A 15,981-nucleotide genomic window follows, 5' to 3' on the forward strand; every position below is an offset into this window, starting at 1 on the left:
GGGTGTGCAGCGCGTCCAGCTGGGCAACCTCACCAAGGACACGGGCGCCCTCGCCAAGCTGGATGTCGGCTTCGCCGAGCAGAAGGGCGTCTTCCCCGTGGGCCTGCGCGACAACGGCAAGACGCTCGTGCTCGCCATGGCGGACCCGTCCGACCTGCAGACCATCGACCAGGTGGCCGCGCGCAGCCGCACGCGCGTCGTCCCCATGGTGGCGGGCGACCGGGAGATCGAGCACGCCATCCTGCGCCACTACCGCAACCAGGAGCCGAACGTCACCCACACGACCCACTCCACGCGCAGGGACAGCGCTGGTCAGGCCGATGCGGATGAGTTCAAGATCGTCGACATCAGCGGCAAGACGGTGATGAAGGCCCTCACCGACATCGCCCCGCGCCTGGCCGAGCAGAACGCCCGGGAGCAGGCCGCCGCCGCGCGTCCCAGTGGTGGGGCGCGTCCCAGCAGTGGAGGCTCGAGCGCCTCGGACCTGCTCGATGAGATCCTCAGCAGCTCGCCGTCGCCGGCCGCGGTGTTCTCCCCCGAGGAGATGCAGCGGCTGGAGGCGGTGCAGGTCAACCAGGAGAAGAGCTCGAAGATCCTCCGCGCCCTGCTCCAGCTGCTGCTGGAGAAGGGGATGCTCCAGCAGAAGGAGCTGGCGGCGCGAATGCGCTCCTGAGCCGCCCTACCCCAGCACCTCCTGGAGCTCGCGCGTGCTGAGCCCCAGGAGGAAGAGGATGGCGTCCAGGCCCCCGGCGGAGATGGAGGTGTCGGCCGCCTGGCGCAGCTTGGGCTTGGCCCGGAAGGCGATGCCGAGGCCCGCGCGCTCCAGCATCAGCAAGTCGTTCGCGCCGTCGCCCACCGCGATGACCTGGTCGAGGAGGATGCCCTCCGACTGCGCGATGCTCTCCAGCAGCTCCGCCTTGCGGCGCGCGTTGACGATGGCGCCCAGCGTGCGGCCGGTGAGCTTGCCGTCCACCACCTCCAGCACGTTGGAGTGGGCGTAGTCGATGCCCAGCCGGGCCTTGAGCGCCTCGGCCGCGACGGAGAAGCCGCCGCTGATGATGGCGGTGCGGTAGCCCAGCCGCTTGAGCACGCGGATGAGCGTCTCCGCGCCCTCGGTGAGCGGGAGGTTGGCGGCGAGGTCCCGCAGCACCTTCTCGTCCAGCCCCTTCAGCAACGCCACGCGCTGACGCAGGGACTCGTCGTAGTCCATCTCCCCGTGCATGGCGCGCTCGGTGATGCGCGACACCTGCTCCCCCACCCCATATGCCCGCGCCAGCTCGTCGATGACCTCGATGCGGATGAGCGTGGAGTCCATGTCCATCACCACCAGCCGCTTGCCGCGCCGGTAGAGGCTCTCGCGCTGCAGCGCCACGTCGAAGGTGCTGGAGGCCATGGCCAGCTCCAGCAGCGAGCGCTTGAGCTCCTCCGGGTCACGCTCCGGCGGCAGGGCGATGTGGATTTCCACGGAGCCGAGCTCCGCGTCGGACAGGCGGTTGATGCGCTCGATGTTGGCCCCGTGGCGCGCGAGGCGCTCGGCCACGGCGTGCAGCTCTCGCGCGCCCAGGGAGCGCCCCACCGCGGTGACGACATGGCGGCTGGGGGCCGAAGCGGCATCCGACGGCGCGTCCACCGGCTGGAAGTCCAGCGACACGCCCAGCTCCCGGGCCGCGAAGAGCAGCTCCTTGAGGACGCCGCGCGCCTCGGGCAGACGCACCAGCAGGCACAGGGTGAGCTGGCCCTGCACCACCACCTGCTCGATGTCGAGCAGCGCCGCGCCCGCCTCGGCGAGGAGGCCGGTCAGGCGCGCGGTGATGCCGGGCTGGTCCTTCCCGGTGACGGTGACGAGCACGGTGTCCTGGGGACTCTGGCGATCGCTCATGGCGGGTCGGGTTTAGCAGCCCCGACCCGCCCACCGCGAGCGCTCGTCACACCGGACCGTTACTGAGGCTCCGAGGAGAGGATGAGGTCGCCCTTGGCGAGGAACTCCGCCTCGGTGAAGGACTTGTAGAAGTCCTCCAGCATCGCGTCGATGTCCGGGTAGCGCTGCTCCACTTTGTCGTGGGTCATCTTGTCGAAGATGGCGTCCAGACCGGCGGGGGCCTCGGGGTTGACCTCGGAGGGCAGCGGCGAGCGGCGGCCGGGAATCTGCCCGGTGAGCATCTCGTAGAGGAGGATGCCCAGCCCGTAGACGTCCGAGGCGGGACCAGCCTCCTTCGCGCGCTGCGGCTGGATGAGCTCGGGGGCCAGGTACACCATGCCGCTGGCGCCCACGAAGACATGGGGCAGGCCCTTGGAGGCATCCTGCTCCACCACGCGGCCGAGGCCGAAGTCGCCCAGCTTCGCGTTGCCGTAGACGTCGAAGAGGACGTTCTCCGGCTTGAGGTTGTGGTGGGTGAGGCCCACGGTGTGCGCGGCGCGCAGCGCGTAGGCGAGCTGCAGGAAGCAGCGCATGGCGACGGGCACCGGCACGCCCTTGCCCCCGCCCTCGTCCAGCTTGCCCTTGAGGCTGCCGTGCAGCAGCTCCAGCACGTAGTAGGGCCGGGCCGTCTCGGTGTTCTGGTCCAGCACCTGGACGATGCCCGGGTGGCGCACCTGGGCCTGGGCGCACAGCTCCTTCTTCAGCCGCTTGAGGACCTCGCCGCGCTGGAGGAAGGAGAAGTAGCCGAAGATGTCCTTCAGCTCCTTGACGCAGATGTCCAGCCCGAGCGCGTTGAAGCGGCCCTGGTACGCGGTGCCGAGCGGCCCGGTGCCGAGGGCGTCGAGCTTCTGGTAGCGCTGATCCAACAGCTCGGCCGCCTTGGGAGCGGCGGAGGACACGGCCACCGGGGGCACGGGCGCGGGCATGGGGACGGGCGGAGCGAGGGGAGGAACAACGGCGGAGGCCATCGGCGCCACGGAAGGCATCGGCGCGGCGGACGGCGGGGGCGTCACCTCGTTGCGCACGCTCGCCATCGCGGGCGGCAACGGCACGGGCGCGGCCTGTGCCGGCTCCAGCCCGAACGAACCAAACGCGCCGGACGGGCGGGCCCTCGGCAGGGCGGGCGGCTGCTCCACGGTCGGCAGCACCTCGTTCTCATCGAGGAGGATGTCCGGCGGGGGCGGAGGCATCGTTGGATCCGCCGCCTCGTCGCTGGCCGGAGCGGAGTCGTCGGCCTGGAGCTGCTCGGCGAAGAACTCGTCCACCTCCAGGCCGAACTTCTCCTGCAGCTCGTTGTCCACCACGCGCTCGCCCAGCTCGGTGAGCCGGAGCTGCGCCTCGCGGGGATCCAAGGCGATGTAGAGGTACTTGCGGAGGAAGAGGTAGTAGCTGTCGAACTCCAGCGAGACAGACGGCTCGAGCGCGGCCTTCACATCGGCCAGCTTGCTCGAACGTCCCAGACGGCCGTTCTCCCTCAGACTCTGGAGGATGAACAGCGCCTCGCCGCAGACAGTGTCGCGGTGGATGACGGGCTTGGGCATGCGCCCCGGACTCTAGCCGTCCTGGCCCCCTGCCTCAACGTGGGCTCCCGGCCGACCGTCAGGGAATGTGAAGAAGCTGCTTCACCGTCTCCAGCACTTCCTGGAAACGCACCGGCTTGCGCAGGTAGATGTCCACGCCCAGCTGCATGGCACGCTCGCGCGCTTCGGGCCCACCCGCCGAGATGGCCACCACGGGAATGGACTTGAGCATCGCCTCGGCGCGGATGCGCTCGATCAACGCGAAGCCGTCCATCACCGGCATGTACAGGTCCGTCATCACCAGGCTGAAGCGACCCTGGCGCTCCAGGAGCTGCTGCAGGGCGTGGTGCCCGTCCGGAGAGAAGTGGACCTCCAGGGGAATCTTTCCCGCCAGCTCGCCGCTCGCCAGCTTCTTGAGGACGTAGCTGTACATCTCGACGATGTGCGGGTTGTCCTCGACGATGAGCACACGGTAGCCCTCCGTGGGGAGGGGCCCCTGGTCCGACGCGCGGGTCTGTCCTGGCGAACTCAAGATTTCACCCAATCGCTGCCGGTCCTGATCGCGCACCACACGGATGCCGACACCACCCGGCGCCTCGGCCGTCGCTGGCCGTACCCAGGCCACCGTCCCCACGACTTCTACCGGATTCAGGAGCCCCGGGAAAGAAAGTGCCAGCCCCACCTCTTGCCCGGCCGTGAAGACGCGCTCGGTCTGCACGAAGATCCCCCCCTTGGAGAGGTTCTCCGTGACCGCCGCCATTCGAGCCTGATCCGGGAAGCGCACCCGCAGGACGAAGGGCACTCGGGGACTGTCGCGCTGGTCGTCTGATCCCCGATTCATAACAAAGGCTTGAAATCGCTCGGCATTTCGCTGATGGACCTCAGTGTAGCGCCGTGGGTTTATGTTGACAACGAAGCCATAGGGGCCTTACGAAGCGCCCGCCATGGCGGAGCCCCTGTTCACCCCCGAAGAGCAGAAGAAGTTCGATGCGGAGATGGCGGAGATCATCTCGCACTACCCCGCAGACCGTAAGAGCGCCGGGATGCTCCCCGCTCTGCGGCTCCTGCAGGAGCTGAAGGGTTGGTTGCCCCCCGAGGGGTTGAAGCTGGTGGCCAGCCGGCTGGGCGTCACCCCCGAGCGCGCCTACGAAGTGGCGAGCTTCTACGTGATGTACCACCTCAAGAAGCCGGGGAAGTACGTCGTCGACGTCTGCACCAATCTTTCCTGTGCCCTGTGGGGCGCGGAGAAGATGCTCGCCTATCTGGAGCAGAAGCTCGGCCTGAAGGCTGGGGAGTCGAACGAGCGCTTCACGTTGCGCGAGACCGAGTGCCTTGCGTCTTGCGGCACCGCCCCGTGCCTGCAAATCAACGAGGACCACCACGAGAGCCTGACGAAGGCCAAGCTCGACGCCCTCTTCGACAAGCTCTCCTGAACTCCTCCATAAGGACCTGATTTCCATGGCGACAACGGCATTCGAACCGATCATCACGAGCGCCTGGGGGAAGCCCAACTCCTGGAAGCTGGATGAGTACAAGAAGCGCGGGGGCTACAAGGGCCTGGAGAAGGCCCTGGAGCTGGCGCCGGCGCAGATCATCGACGAGGTGAAGAAGTCCAACCTCCGCGGACGCGGCGGCGCGGGCTTCCCCACGGGCCTCAAGTGGAGCTTCGTCCCCAAGGACAACCCCAAGCCCAAGTACCTGGCCGTCAACGGCGACGAGTCCGAGCCGGGCACCTTCAAGGACCGCTACATCCTCGAGAACGACCCGCACATGATGCTGGAGGGCATCGCCATCGCGTCCTACGCGCTGGGCGTGCACACCTGCTACGTGTACCTGCGCGGTGAGTTCAAGCTCCAGGCCGAGCGCACCAACGCGGCCATCAAGGAGGCCTACGCCGCCGGCATCTTCGGCAAGAAGATGCTGGGCAAGGACTACCAGCTGGACTGCTACGTGGTGCGAGGCGCGGGCGCCTACATCTGCGGCGAGGAGACGGCGCTGCTCGAGAGCCTCGAGGGCAAGAAGGGCTGGCCCCGCCTCAAGCCGCCGTTCCCCGCGGTGGTGGGCCTGTTCGGCAGCCCCACGGTGGTGAACAACGTGGAGACGCTCGCCAGCGTGCCCCATGTCTTCACCCGCGGCTCCGCCTGGTACGCCGGGCTGGGCACCGACAAGTCCGGTGGCACGCGCCTGGTGTGCCTCTCGGGCACGGTGAACCGCCCGGGCGTGTACGAGGTGCCGCTGGAGGCCACCTTCACCCAGCTCATCTTCGACGACAAGTACGGCCGGGGCCTGCCCGCGGGCCGCAAGATCAAGGCCGTGATTCCGGGCGGCTCGTCGGCGCCCATCCTCAGCCCGGACGAGCTGGACATCGCCATGGAGTTCGAGGCCGTCAAGGTGAAGCAGACCATGGCGGGCTCCGGCGGCGTCATCGTGATGGATGACACCACGTGCATGGTGCGCAGCCTGTGGCGCGTGGCGCGCTTCTACGCCGAGGAGTCCTGCGGCCAGTGCACCCCGTGCCGCGAGGGCACCCCGTGGCAGACGCGCATCCTCCGGAAGATCGAAGAGGGGCGCGGCGAGCCGGGGGACGTGCAGATCCTCAGCAACGTGGCGGCGTCCATCGCGCCCTACCCTCCCATCGGCCTGGGTAACACCATCTGCGCGCTGGGTGATGCCGCGGCGCTGCCGACCCATTCCTTCCTCATGCGCTTCCGCGACGAGTTCGAGGCGCACATCCGCGAGCACCGCTGCCCGTTCGGCGACAAGCCCTGGGGCGCGTTCGGAGACTGGTCGTGAACGTCGAGCTGGTTCTCTTTGGAGCGTTCGCGCTCCTGACGCTGCTATCCGCCGGGCTGGTCATCTTCGCGAAGAACCCCATCAGCTCCGCCATGGCGCTGGTGGCCACGTTCTTCTTCCTGGCCGGCATCTACGTGCTGCTGTGGGCCCACACCGTGGCGGTGCTGCAGGTGCTGGTCTACGCGGGCGCCATCATGGTGCTCTTCCTCTTCGTCATCATGCTGCTCAACCTGGGCGAGTCGACCTCGACCGGGCCGCGGCTGACGCTCTCGCGCATCGCTGGCGGAGCGGCGGCGGCGGGGCTGCTGGTGGTGCTGGTGGTGGCCATCTGGAAGCTGCCGGTGCGCGCCGAGCAGTTCGCGGGCCCGCAGGCGGTGGCCAGCGGCTTCGGCACCCTGGCGGTCATTGGACAGACCATCTTCACCAAGTGGCTGCTGCCCTTCGAGGCGGTGAGCCTGCTGCTGCTGGTGGGCATGGTGGGCGCGGTGGTCGTCGCCAAGTCGAGGATCTGATCCATGGTTCCCATCTCCTATTATCTGATCCTCGCCGCCGCGCTGTTCTGCCTCGGCATGTTCGGGGTGCTCATCCGCCGCAACGCACTGGTGGTCTTCATGTGCGTGGAGCTGATGATGAACGCGGCGAACCTGACGTTCCTCGCCTTCGCCAAGCAGACCGGTGACTTCACCGGCCACGTGTCCGCCTTCTTCGTCATTGCCGTCGCGGCGGCCGAGGCCTCCATCGGTCTGGCCATCGTCATCGCGGTGTTCCGCAGCCGCGGCAGCGTCAATATCGACGACATGCGGACGATGAAGCACTGACGCCCCGGCCCCCCCTTCCGTCCTTTTAGAGAGCCCATCCATGGATGCCCTCAGACAGTTCTTCATGACCGCGCCGGTGGACCCCGCCGTCTTCGCGCAGTCGCTGTGGCTCATCATCGCGCTGCCGCTGATGGGCGCGTTCGTGTGCGGCGTGTTCGGCAAGATGCTCGGCCGCGCCAACGTCCACCTCATCGCCTGCGCGACGGTGGCCGGTTCCTTCGTGCTGTCCGTGCTGGCCTTCTGGTCGGTCAGCCACGTGTCGGGCGGCAGCCCGGTGTCAATCGACAACGCCTTCTCGCCTGGCACCATCCGCTACGCCATCGCCCACGACTACGGCACCTGGTTCAGCGCCGGAACGTTCCGGGTGAACTTCGGCCTGCTGGTGGACCACCTGTCGGGGACGCTCCTGCTGGTCATCACCGGCGTGGGCTTCCTCATCCACCTGTACTCCACCAGCTACATGGAGCACGACGAGAGCTACTGGCGCTACTTCGCGTACCTCAACCTCTTCGTGGCCGCCATGCTCACGCTGGTGCTCGCCGACAACCTCGTCCTGCTCTTCGTGGGCTGGGAGGGCGTCGGTATGGCCAGCTACCTGCTCATCGGCTTCTGGTACTCGGACGCGGCCAAGGCGTGGGCGGGCCGCAAGGCGTTCGTCACCAACCGCATCGGTGACTTCGCCTTCCTCATCGCCACCTTCCTGGTGGTGCTGCTGGTGAGCGCGTTCAACACCCAGGCCGACCGGGGCAACTTCTCCCAGGTGGGTGGCAACGCCGAGTCCGTGCAGGTGCGCTTCCGCGAGGGTCTGCAGCAGAAGGGCCCGGTGACCTTCCAGGGCCTGGAGGTCATGGCCAACGCGCTGCCCGCCTCGCCGGAGAAGTCGGAGGCCGCCGTCACCCTGCAGAGCACCATCGCGGACGGTCCGCTGGCGGGCCGTACCTTCGGAGGCGTGCTGACGGTGGCGCTGCTGCTGTTCCTGCTCGGCGCGGCGGGCAAGAGCGCCCAGTTCCCGCTGTACGTCTGGCTGCCGGACGCCATGGCCGGCCCGACGCCCGTCTCCGCCCTCATCCACGCGGCGACGATGGTGACCGCGGGCGTCTACCTCTTCAGCCGCATGAGCTACCTGCTGGTGATGAGCCCCACCGCCATGGTGACGGTGGCCATCATCGGCGCGCTCACCTCGCTCATCGCCGCGCTCATCGCCTTCGCGCAGGACGACATCAAGAAGGTGCTCGCCTACTCCACGGTGTCGCAGCTGGGCATCATGTTCATGGGCGTGGGCATGGGCATCTTCTGGGCAGCGGTGCTGCACCTCGTCACCCACGCCTTCTTCAAGGCCTGCCTCTTCCTCGGCGCCGGCAGCGTCATGCACGGCAACGCGGACGAGACGGACATCAAGAAGCTGGGCGGCCTGCGCCACGAGATGAAGTGGACGTGGGGCACCTTCTTCGTGGCCACCCTGGCCATCACCGGTATCGTCCCGCTCTCCGGCTTCTTCTCCAAGGACGCCATCTTCCACGGCATCCACCACAACCACCTGGCCGGCTACGGCTGGGCCTCGAGCGCCATCTACTACGTGGGCCTGCTCATCGCGGCGTGCACCGCCTTCTACATGTCGCGCGTGTACCTGCTGACCTTCGAGGGCAAGCGCTCGCCGGAGGCGAAGATTGCCCACGCGCACGAGAGCGCCTGGCACATGACGCTGCCGCTGGTGGTGCTGGCGGTGCTCAGCGTGTTCTCGCTGGTGTACGCGCTGCCGCTCATGCCGGGTCGCAACGGCCCGCAGCCGGTGATGGAGAACTTCCTGGGCCCCGTGTTCGCGAGCGCCGAGCGCATCGCCGGTCGCGGCGAGCTGGTGCAGCTGGACCACAGCGTCCCGAGCATCGTGGACTACCTCAAGGCGTGGCTGGTGGCGCTGTCGGGCGGCGTGGCGGCGGCCTTCCTGTACATGAAGTACTTCCCCGCGCAGGTGGGCAAGCCGGTCCCGGCCTTCGCCCGCTCGGTGCGGCGCTTCACGCTCAACAAGTTCTACGTGGATGAGGCCTACGAGTTCCTGGTCATCCGGCCGGTGAAGAACGTGAGCGCCATCCTCTACAAGCTGGTGGACACGCTCCTCATCGACACGGTGGCGGTGCGCGGCACGGCGTGGGTGACCGCCCGCGTCGGCAGCGCCCTGCGCTACGTGCAGACGGGAGACGCACAGGCCTATGCCGCGGTGATGGCCCTGGCCCTGCTCGGCGGCGCGGTGTACGCCCTCATCCAGGTGCTGCAATGAGCTTCTTCGACAACCATCTGCTCAACCTCGTCATCTACCTGCCGCTCGTCTTCGCGGCGCTCGTGTGCATGCTGCCCGGCGGAGAGCGCGGGCAGATTCGCACCGTCACGTTCATCGGCATGCTGGTGGACGCGGCCTTCGGGCTCTGGGCGTACATGCGCTTCGAGCCGGGTGGCCCCGAGTTCCAGCTCGAGTACCGCACGCGCTGGCTGGAGCAGCTCGGCGTCAGCTACCACATCGGCGTGGACGGCCTGGCCATCAGCCTGCTGCTGCTGACGGTCTTCCTGGGGCCCCTGGTGGTGATGGCCTCGCAGACGTACATCACCGAGCGGGTGAAGGAGTTCCACCTGTCGCTGCTGGTGCTTCAGACGGTGATGATGGGCGCGCTCGTCTCCATGGACGTGCTGCTCTTCTACATCTTCTGGGAGGCCATGCTCATCCCCATGTACCTGCTGGTGGGTGTGTGGGGCGCCGAGGATCGCCAGATGGCGGCGGTGAAGTTCTTCCTCTACACCCTGGCGGGCTCGCTGCTGATGCTGGTGGCCATCGTCGCCCTGTACTTCATCAGCAGCACGCCGGGTAACCGCTCCTTCGACTACGCCACCATCTACAACAGCCTCATCTCCGCCAACCGGGAGATCTCCACGTGCATGGGCGCCGGTGACTGCACGCAGCTCACGGGCATGGCCAGCATGCTGCACCGCTGGGGCCCGTGGCTCTTCGCCGCCTTCGCCCTGGCCTTCGCCATCAAGGTGCCGATGTGGCCCGTGCACACGTGGCTGCCCGACGCCCACGTGCAGGCGCCCGTGGCCGGCTCCATGATCCTGGCCGGCGTGATGCTGAAGATGGGGACCTTCGGCTTCTGGCGCTACGCGATTCCCTTCTTCCCCGTGGCGACGCAGCAGGCCCGGCCCTTCCTGTCCGCCCTGGCGGTGATTGGCATCGTCTACGGCGCGCTCATGTGCCTGGCGCAGCGGGACATCAAGAAGCTCATCGCCTACTCGTCCGTGAGCCACCTGGGCTACTGCATGCTGGGCATGCTGGCCCTCACCCAGGAGGGCGCCACCGGCAGCGCCTACCAGATGCTCAACCACGGCGTGTCCACGGGCGCGCTGTTCCTCCTGTTCGGCTTCATCTACGAGCGGCGCCACACCCGCCTCATGTCCGACTACGGCGGCATCGCGCGGGTGGTGCCGGTGTTCACGGCGGCCTTCGTCATCATCACGTTCTCGTCCATCGCGGTGCCGGGCACCAACGGCTTCATCGGCGAGTTCCTGGTGCTGCTGGGCACCTTCAAGAGCAACCTGGGCCTCGGCTTCGGCGTGCTGGCCACCCTGGGCGTCATCCTCGGCGCGGCGTACATGCTGTGGATGGTGCAGAAGGTGTTCTTCGGTCCCCTCACCCACCGGGAGAACCAGCACCTGACGGACTTGAGCCTGCGCGAGTTCGCCACCGTGGCGCCCTTCCTCGTCCTCGTGGCGGTGATGGGCCTGATGCCCCAGCCCTTCCTGGACCGCATCAACCCGTCCTCCGAGCGTTTCATCACGCGCGCCAACCTGGGCGCTCCCGGCAACCAGCTGCGGCCCGCCGACGTGCAGATCTCCGTGATGGGGCTGCCCGCCGCCGACCTCGCCGCTGCCCCCACTGCCCAGCCGTCGGGCCCCTTCGCCGACCGGCGCTAGTCGAGAGTCACCACCCATGAACCTGCCTACCCTGACCTCGGCGGACTTCCTCCCGCTCATCCCCGCCATCATCCTGGTGGTGGGAGCGTGCGTCCTGCTGCTCTCGGAGGTGTTCCTCACTCCGACCGCGTCGCGCGGCTACCAGGCGGTGCTGGCGGCCGCCACCTCCGTCATCGCCGGCCTCGTGTCCCTGAGCCTGCTGTTCCAGCCGGCGCGCGAGGTGTTCCTCGGCTTCGGCGCGTTGGACCCCTTCTCCAGCTTCCTGACCTTCATCGTCTGCGTGGCGCTGGCGCTGGCGACGCTCACCTCGGCCGCCTTCCTGCGCAAGCGCGGCGCCGAGCGCGGTGAGTTCTACGCGCTGATGCTCTTCGCCGGCGCGGGCATGAGCCTGCTGGGCATCTCCAACGAGCTCATCACCATCTTCGTCAACATCGAGATCCTCTCCATCGCCACGTACGCGCTGACGTCCTTCCTGCGGCGCGGCACGCGGCCGAGCGAGGCGGGCTTCAAGTACTTCATCCTCGGCGCCTTCTCCTCCGCGGTGCTGCTGTACGGCTCGGCGCTGCTGTACGGCGCCACCGGCACGACGCTGCTGTCGGACATGGTGCAGCCGCTGAAGAACGCGATGGGCACCACCAGCGCGCCGCTCGTCTACGTCGGCGCGGTGCTGGTGGCCGCCGGCTTCGCCTTCAAGGTGGCCGCGGTGCCCTTCCACATGTGGACGCCGGACGTGTACGAGGGCGCCCCCACCCCCGTCACCGCGCTGATGAGCGCGGCCGTGAAGGCCGCCGCCTTCGTCGCCCTGGTGCGCGTGTTCGTCACCGTGGGCAGCGGCATCGACCCGAAGCTGCCCTTCGTCATGTTCTCCACCCTGGCGCTGCTCACCATGGTGGCGGGCAACCTGCTGGCCATCCCGCAGCGCAACGTGAAGCGCATGCTGGCCTACTCCTCCATCGCCCACGCCGGCTACCTGCTGCTGGGCGTGGCGGCCCTCTTCGTCACCCAGCCGGGCCAGGAGTTCCGCCTGCTCGGCCCCACCGCCCTGGTGGGCGCCAGCCCCGAGATGGTGACGCGCGTGGACGCCCTGCGCAGCATCCTCTTCTACCTGCTCGCCTATACCGTCACCGCGGTGGGCGCCTTCGGCATCATCTCCGTCCTGGAGCGCCGTGAGGATGAGGAAAAGGGGACCGCCTGGGACCTCGAGCGCTTCAGCGGCCTGGCCCAGCGCCGGCCGGGTTGGGCCTTCGCCATGGCCGCCTTCATGCTGTCGCTCGCGGGCATTCCGCCCACCGTCGGCTTCATCGGAAAGCTGCTGCTCTTCCGCGCCGCCGTGGACGCGGGCCTCGTGGGCCTCACCATCATCGCGGTGCTCTCCAGCGCGGCCGGCGCCTATTACTACCTGCGCATCGTCGTCTACATGTACATGCGGCCCGTCCCCGAGGGCGCCCACGTCCTGGAGCGCAACTGGATGACGGAGGTGGCCCTCATCGTCTCCACCGCCGCCGTGGTGCTGCTGGGCATCATGCCCGGCCCCCTCACCGAGTGGATCGCCCAGGCCGGCACGCTCTTCAGCCGCTGAGCTCCCAAGCCGTTCGCTTCACCGACGCCCGGGCGCACTCCGCCCGGGCGTTTTCGCTGCGGGCTCCTCCGGCAGCGGCCCGCGCATCTCCAGGGTCTCCAGCACGAGCCGCACTCCCGCCGCGCGCAGCAGCGCCTGCAGGGCCTCGTCCCCCGTCACCAGCTTCAGCTCCCGCGCGCTCGCCACCTCGAGAAAGGCCGCCTCCAGCAGCGCCCGCGCATGCGCGGGCGTGGCCGCGAAGAAGGGAAACACCAGCCCTGGGTGGGGTCGCAGATCCATCATCCCCAGCCATCCCGCGTCCGGCCGCGTTGGGTCCGCCAGGCGCCGCAGCCAGTGCATGGGCTGCGCGGCGTAGCTGGCCAGCTTCCCGGGTACCAACCCGAAGGCCTCGGTGAGCGGGGCGAAGTCCGACTCGACCACCGGCACCACCTCGAGGGCTTCGGGCGCCGGGGGCAGGGCCGCCATGTGCCCGCGCGACAGGCACCACGTGCGCTCCAGCTTCCCCGGCTTCATCCCCACCGAGGTGTACAGCGCCACGGCCGGCGCGTTGTCCGGCTTCACGTACAGCCGCCACTGGCGACAGCCCCGCGCCCGCAGCAGCTCCGCGAGCCGCCCCATCACCCACCGCCCCACGCCCAGCCCCCGCTGGCCCGGCGCCACCACCAGGCTCGACACGTGGCCCGTGTCCCCCATCACGTCGAGGAGGGCGTACGCGCGAGGACCCTCCGGCCCGTCCACGAAGTACGCGTGCTTCATCAGGCCCGACACCCACATGTCCAGCGTCGGCGGTGGATCCTCCAGGCCCAGTTCCCCGAAGAGCCGAGCGAAATCCGCGTGGTCCTCCACCCGCCCCGGCCGCAGCTGCCACGTCTCGCCGTGTGCGTCCCGCATGTCGAAAGCCCCCTCCGCCGCGCCACGGAGCCGGGCGCGAGGGGCGGAGCGTATAAAAGAAGGCGGCCCGGCACCCTCAGGAAGGGGACCGGGCCGCAGGTTCTTCTCAAGAAGCTCGCCGGAAAGGCTGAAGGGGTGGGGGGGAACCACTTCAGCCTTGCTTCGACGTGCTCCGTGTCTTTTCTTTAGCATTGGCCATGCCAGCCACTCCGGCCCATGTTTTCAAGCACTTGGCGCTTCGCGCCCGTCAGAAATCCGTGGCGGATTTCATTCCTGCATTGCAGCCGTGAAATGGCCTTGCAGTGGTGAAAGGCACGGGAGGAAGAGCCCGAAGCGGAGGCCCCAAAAAGAAGGCGGCCCGGCACCCTCAGAAAGGGGACCGGGCCGCGGGTTCTTCTCAAGAAGCTCACCGGAAGGGCTGAAGCGGTGGGGGGGAACCCCTTCAGCCTTGCTTCGACGTGCTCCGTGTCTTCTCTTTAGCATTGGCCATGCCAGCCACCCCGGCCCGTGTTTTCAAGCACTTGGCGCTTCACCCCCGTCGGAAATCCGTGGCGGATTTCATTCCTGCATTGCAGCCGTGAAATGGCCTTGCAGTGGTGAAAGGCACGGGAGGAAGAGTCCGAAGCGGAGGCCCAAAAAGAAGGCGGCCCGGTACCCTCAGAAAGGGGACCGGGCCGCGGGTTCTTCTCAGGAAGCTCACCGGAAGGGCTGAAGCGGTGGGGGGGAACCCCTTCAGCCTTGCTTCGACGTGCTCCGTACCCTCAGCTTTAGCATCCGCCATGCCAGCCACTTCGGCCCGTGTTTTCAAGCACTTGGCGGCAGGGAGCGCGGGAGGCTTTCAGCTCTGCATTGCAGTTGTGAAATGGCCTTGCAGATCTGCAAAGCCGCTGGGCCCGCGATCAGGAGCCCCAAAAGAAGGCGGCCCGGCACCCTTAGGAAGGGGGCCGGGCCACGGGTTCTTCTCAAGGAAGCTCACCGGAAGAGTTGAAGTGGTGGGGGGGAACCGCCTTCAGCCCTGCTTCGATGTGCTCCGGACTCAAGCTTTAGCACTCGCCATGCCAACCTCCCAAGAATCTCAGAACCCAGTAATCTCGGGCGCTTAGCGCTCCAAACAGCCTCGCGAGGCCCCTTCCCTGCGTTGCAGCTCTGCAATGCTTTTGCAGATGTGAAAATCCGCAATGATTTCAGCGGCTTCTGTTTTTCACGACTGACGGGACATTTCAGATCTGCCCGGGTGTGCGGCAGGGGACACCTGCCGTCCAGCCTCACTCCCGGTGATCGCCCCCGAGCGGACGGAGGTTGAGGCGCTTCATCTTCCGCCACAGCGTGGTGGAGGAGACGGACAGCTCCTCGGCGACGCGGCCCAGGTCCATCCCGTGCCGCTCCAGGGCCTGGGCAATCGCCCGCCGCTCGGCCTCCTCCACCGACTCGGCCAGCGTGGGCCCCCGGGTGGTGGCATCGGTGGCCGCCGGAGTGGGCGAGGCCTCCGTGGGGCCACTGACCGCCATGCTCGCACTGGGGCGCATGGGGAAGTCCTCGGGCAGCAGCTCCTCTCCCTCGGACAGCGCCGCCGCCTGCTCCACCAGGTTCTCCAGCTCGCGCACGTTGCCGGGGAAGTTGTAGCCCATCAGGTGATCCACCGCCGACTGCGACAGGCGCTTGGGCCTGGGGCTGCGGGCGTTGGCGCGCTTGAGGAAGTGCTCGGCCAACGCGGGCACGTCCTCCAGGCGCTCGCGCAGCGGCGGCACGCGCAGCGTCACCACGTTGAGCCGGTAGTAAAGGTCCTGCCGGAAGCGCTTCTCGCGCACCTCCAGCTCGATGTCGCGGTTGGTGGCGGCGACGATCCGCACGTCCACCTTCACCGTGGTGGACTCGCCCACGCGCCGCACCTCGCCCTCCTGCAGGGTGCGCAGCAGCTTGGATTGGAAGGCGGGGGCCGTCTCCGTCACCTCGTCAATGAAGAGAGTGCCGCCGTCCGCCTCCTCCACGAGGCCACGGCGGGCGCGCACCGCGCCGGTGAAGGCGCCCTTGGCGTGGCCGAACAGCTCGCTCTCCAGCAGCGTCTCGGAGATGGCCGCGCAGTTGACGGGGACGAAGGGCTTGCTCTTGCGCCGGCTGTGCGCGTGCACCGCGCGGGCGACGAGCTCCTTGCCCGTGCCGCTCTCGCCCTGCACCAGCACCGTGGCGTCGCTCTGCGCCACGCGCTGCAGGCGCGACGTCAGCTCCCGCATGGCCGGGCTGCGGCCCACCAGCGCACTCAGGCCGTGGCGCTCGTTGAACTCGTCGGCGAACAGGCCCATCTGCGACAGCATCCGGGCCTTCTCCAGCGCGTTCTCCACCCGCAGGCGCAGCTCCACTTCCTTGAAGGGCTTGGTGATGTAGTCGAAGGCCCCCTGCCGCATCGCATCCACCGCGCTCTGGATGGAGCCGAAGGCCGTCATCACGATGACCTGGAGGCGCGGGGACACCTCGAGCGCCTTCGTGAGGAGCGTGAGCCCATCCATG

The 15,981-nt window shown here is 68.1% G+C and carries 13 protein-coding genes; 8 read left to right on the top strand and 5 right to left on the bottom strand.

The features are described 5' to 3' along the window. A partial coding sequence (locus VF697_RS26355; protein WP_331099478.1) for a hypothetical protein occupies nucleotides 1-673 on the top strand: 673 nt, incomplete at its 5' end. Nucleotides 674-679: 6 nt separating this feature from the next. Here the strand turns inward: VF697_RS26355 and serB are convergent. From serB to VF697_RS26370, 3 genes are read right to left on the bottom strand one after another with little or no spacing between them, the layout of a single operon-like run. Beyond that, nucleotides 680-1,879 carry a phosphoserine phosphatase SerB gene (gene serB, locus VF697_RS26360; protein ID WP_331099479.1) on the bottom strand — a complete coding sequence of 400 codons (1,200 nt, stop codon included), beginning with the start codon at nucleotides 1,877-1,879 and terminating at the stop codon, nucleotides 680-682. 59 nt (nucleotides 1,880-1,938) lie between these two features. After that, nucleotides 1,939-3,459, bottom strand: a complete 1,521-nt coding sequence (locus VF697_RS26365; RefSeq protein ID WP_331099480.1) for a serine/threonine-protein kinase — start codon at nucleotides 3,457-3,459, stop codon at nucleotides 1,939-1,941. Between the two features lie 58 nt (nucleotides 3,460-3,517). Further along, nucleotides 3,518-4,279 (bottom strand): TIGR02266 family protein, encoded by a 762-nt coding sequence (locus VF697_RS26370; protein WP_331099481.1) that lies wholly within the window; start codon nucleotides 4,277-4,279, stop codon nucleotides 3,518-3,520. A 103-nt stretch (nucleotides 4,280-4,382) separates the two neighbouring features. Here VF697_RS26370 and VF697_RS26375 point away from each other — a divergent pair, with 103 nt between their 5' ends. The 7 genes from VF697_RS26375 to VF697_RS26405 are packed head-to-tail and all read left to right on the top strand — an operon-like array spanning nucleotide 4,383 to nucleotide 12,585. Next, nucleotides 4,383-4,871 carry an NAD(P)H-dependent oxidoreductase subunit E gene (locus VF697_RS26375; protein ID WP_331099482.1) on the top strand — a complete coding sequence of 163 codons (489 nt, stop codon included), beginning with the start codon at nucleotides 4,383-4,385 and terminating at the stop codon, nucleotides 4,869-4,871. Nucleotides 4,872-4,896: 25 nt separating this feature from the next. Continuing rightward, nucleotides 4,897-6,231, top strand: coding sequence for an NADH-quinone oxidoreductase subunit NuoF (gene nuoF / locus VF697_RS26380; RefSeq protein WP_331099483.1), 1,335 nt, complete (start codon nucleotides 4,897-4,899; stop codon nucleotides 6,229-6,231). Then, entirely contained in the window at nucleotides 6,228-6,743 is a 516-nt protein-coding gene (locus tag VF697_RS26385) for an NADH-quinone oxidoreductase subunit J (RefSeq protein WP_331099484.1), read from the top strand. Before nuoF ends, VF697_RS26385 begins: the two co-directional genes overlap by 4 nt. A 3-nt stretch (nucleotides 6,744-6,746) precedes the next feature. Further along, nucleotides 6,747-7,049 (top strand): NADH-quinone oxidoreductase subunit NuoK, encoded by a 303-nt coding sequence (gene nuoK, locus VF697_RS26390; protein ID WP_331099485.1) that lies wholly within the window; start codon nucleotides 6,747-6,749, stop codon nucleotides 7,047-7,049. A 40-nt stretch (nucleotides 7,050-7,089) separates the two neighbouring features. Then, the gene (gene nuoL, locus VF697_RS26395; RefSeq protein WP_331099486.1) at nucleotides 7,090-9,324 is read left to right on the top strand and encodes an NADH-quinone oxidoreductase subunit L; all 2,235 of its coding nucleotides are present in this window, start codon (nucleotides 7,090-7,092) and stop codon (nucleotides 9,322-9,324) included. Continuing rightward, entirely contained in the window at nucleotides 9,321-11,006 is a 1,686-nt protein-coding gene (locus VF697_RS26400; protein ID WP_331099487.1) for an NADH-quinone oxidoreductase subunit M, read from the top strand. The genes nuoL and VF697_RS26400 overlap by 4 nt, the downstream gene beginning before the upstream one ends. A gap of 16 nt (nucleotides 11,007-11,022) precedes the next feature. Next, a complete protein-coding gene (locus VF697_RS26405) occupies nucleotides 11,023-12,585 on the top strand; it encodes an NADH-quinone oxidoreductase subunit N (RefSeq protein WP_331099488.1) in 1,563 nt (520 codons plus the stop codon). Between the two features lie 18 nt (nucleotides 12,586-12,603). Here VF697_RS26405 and VF697_RS26410 read toward each other — a convergent pair whose 3' ends face one another. Beyond that, on the bottom strand, nucleotides 12,604-13,476 hold the full coding sequence (locus VF697_RS26410) for a GNAT family N-acetyltransferase (protein ID WP_331099489.1): 873 nt from the start codon (nucleotides 13,474-13,476) through the stop codon (nucleotides 12,604-12,606). A 1,265-nt stretch (nucleotides 13,477-14,741) separates the two neighbouring features. Then, complete coding sequence (locus VF697_RS26415) at nucleotides 14,742-15,980, bottom strand: sigma-54 dependent transcriptional regulator (RefSeq protein ID WP_331099490.1); 1,239 nt, start codon at nucleotides 15,978-15,980, stop codon at nucleotides 14,742-14,744. Nucleotide 15,981 lies beyond the last annotated feature (1 nt).

It is taken from the genome of Archangium sp., assembly GCF_036388035.1.
Lineage (GTDB): Bacteria > Myxococcota > Myxococcia > Myxococcales > Myxococcaceae > Archangium.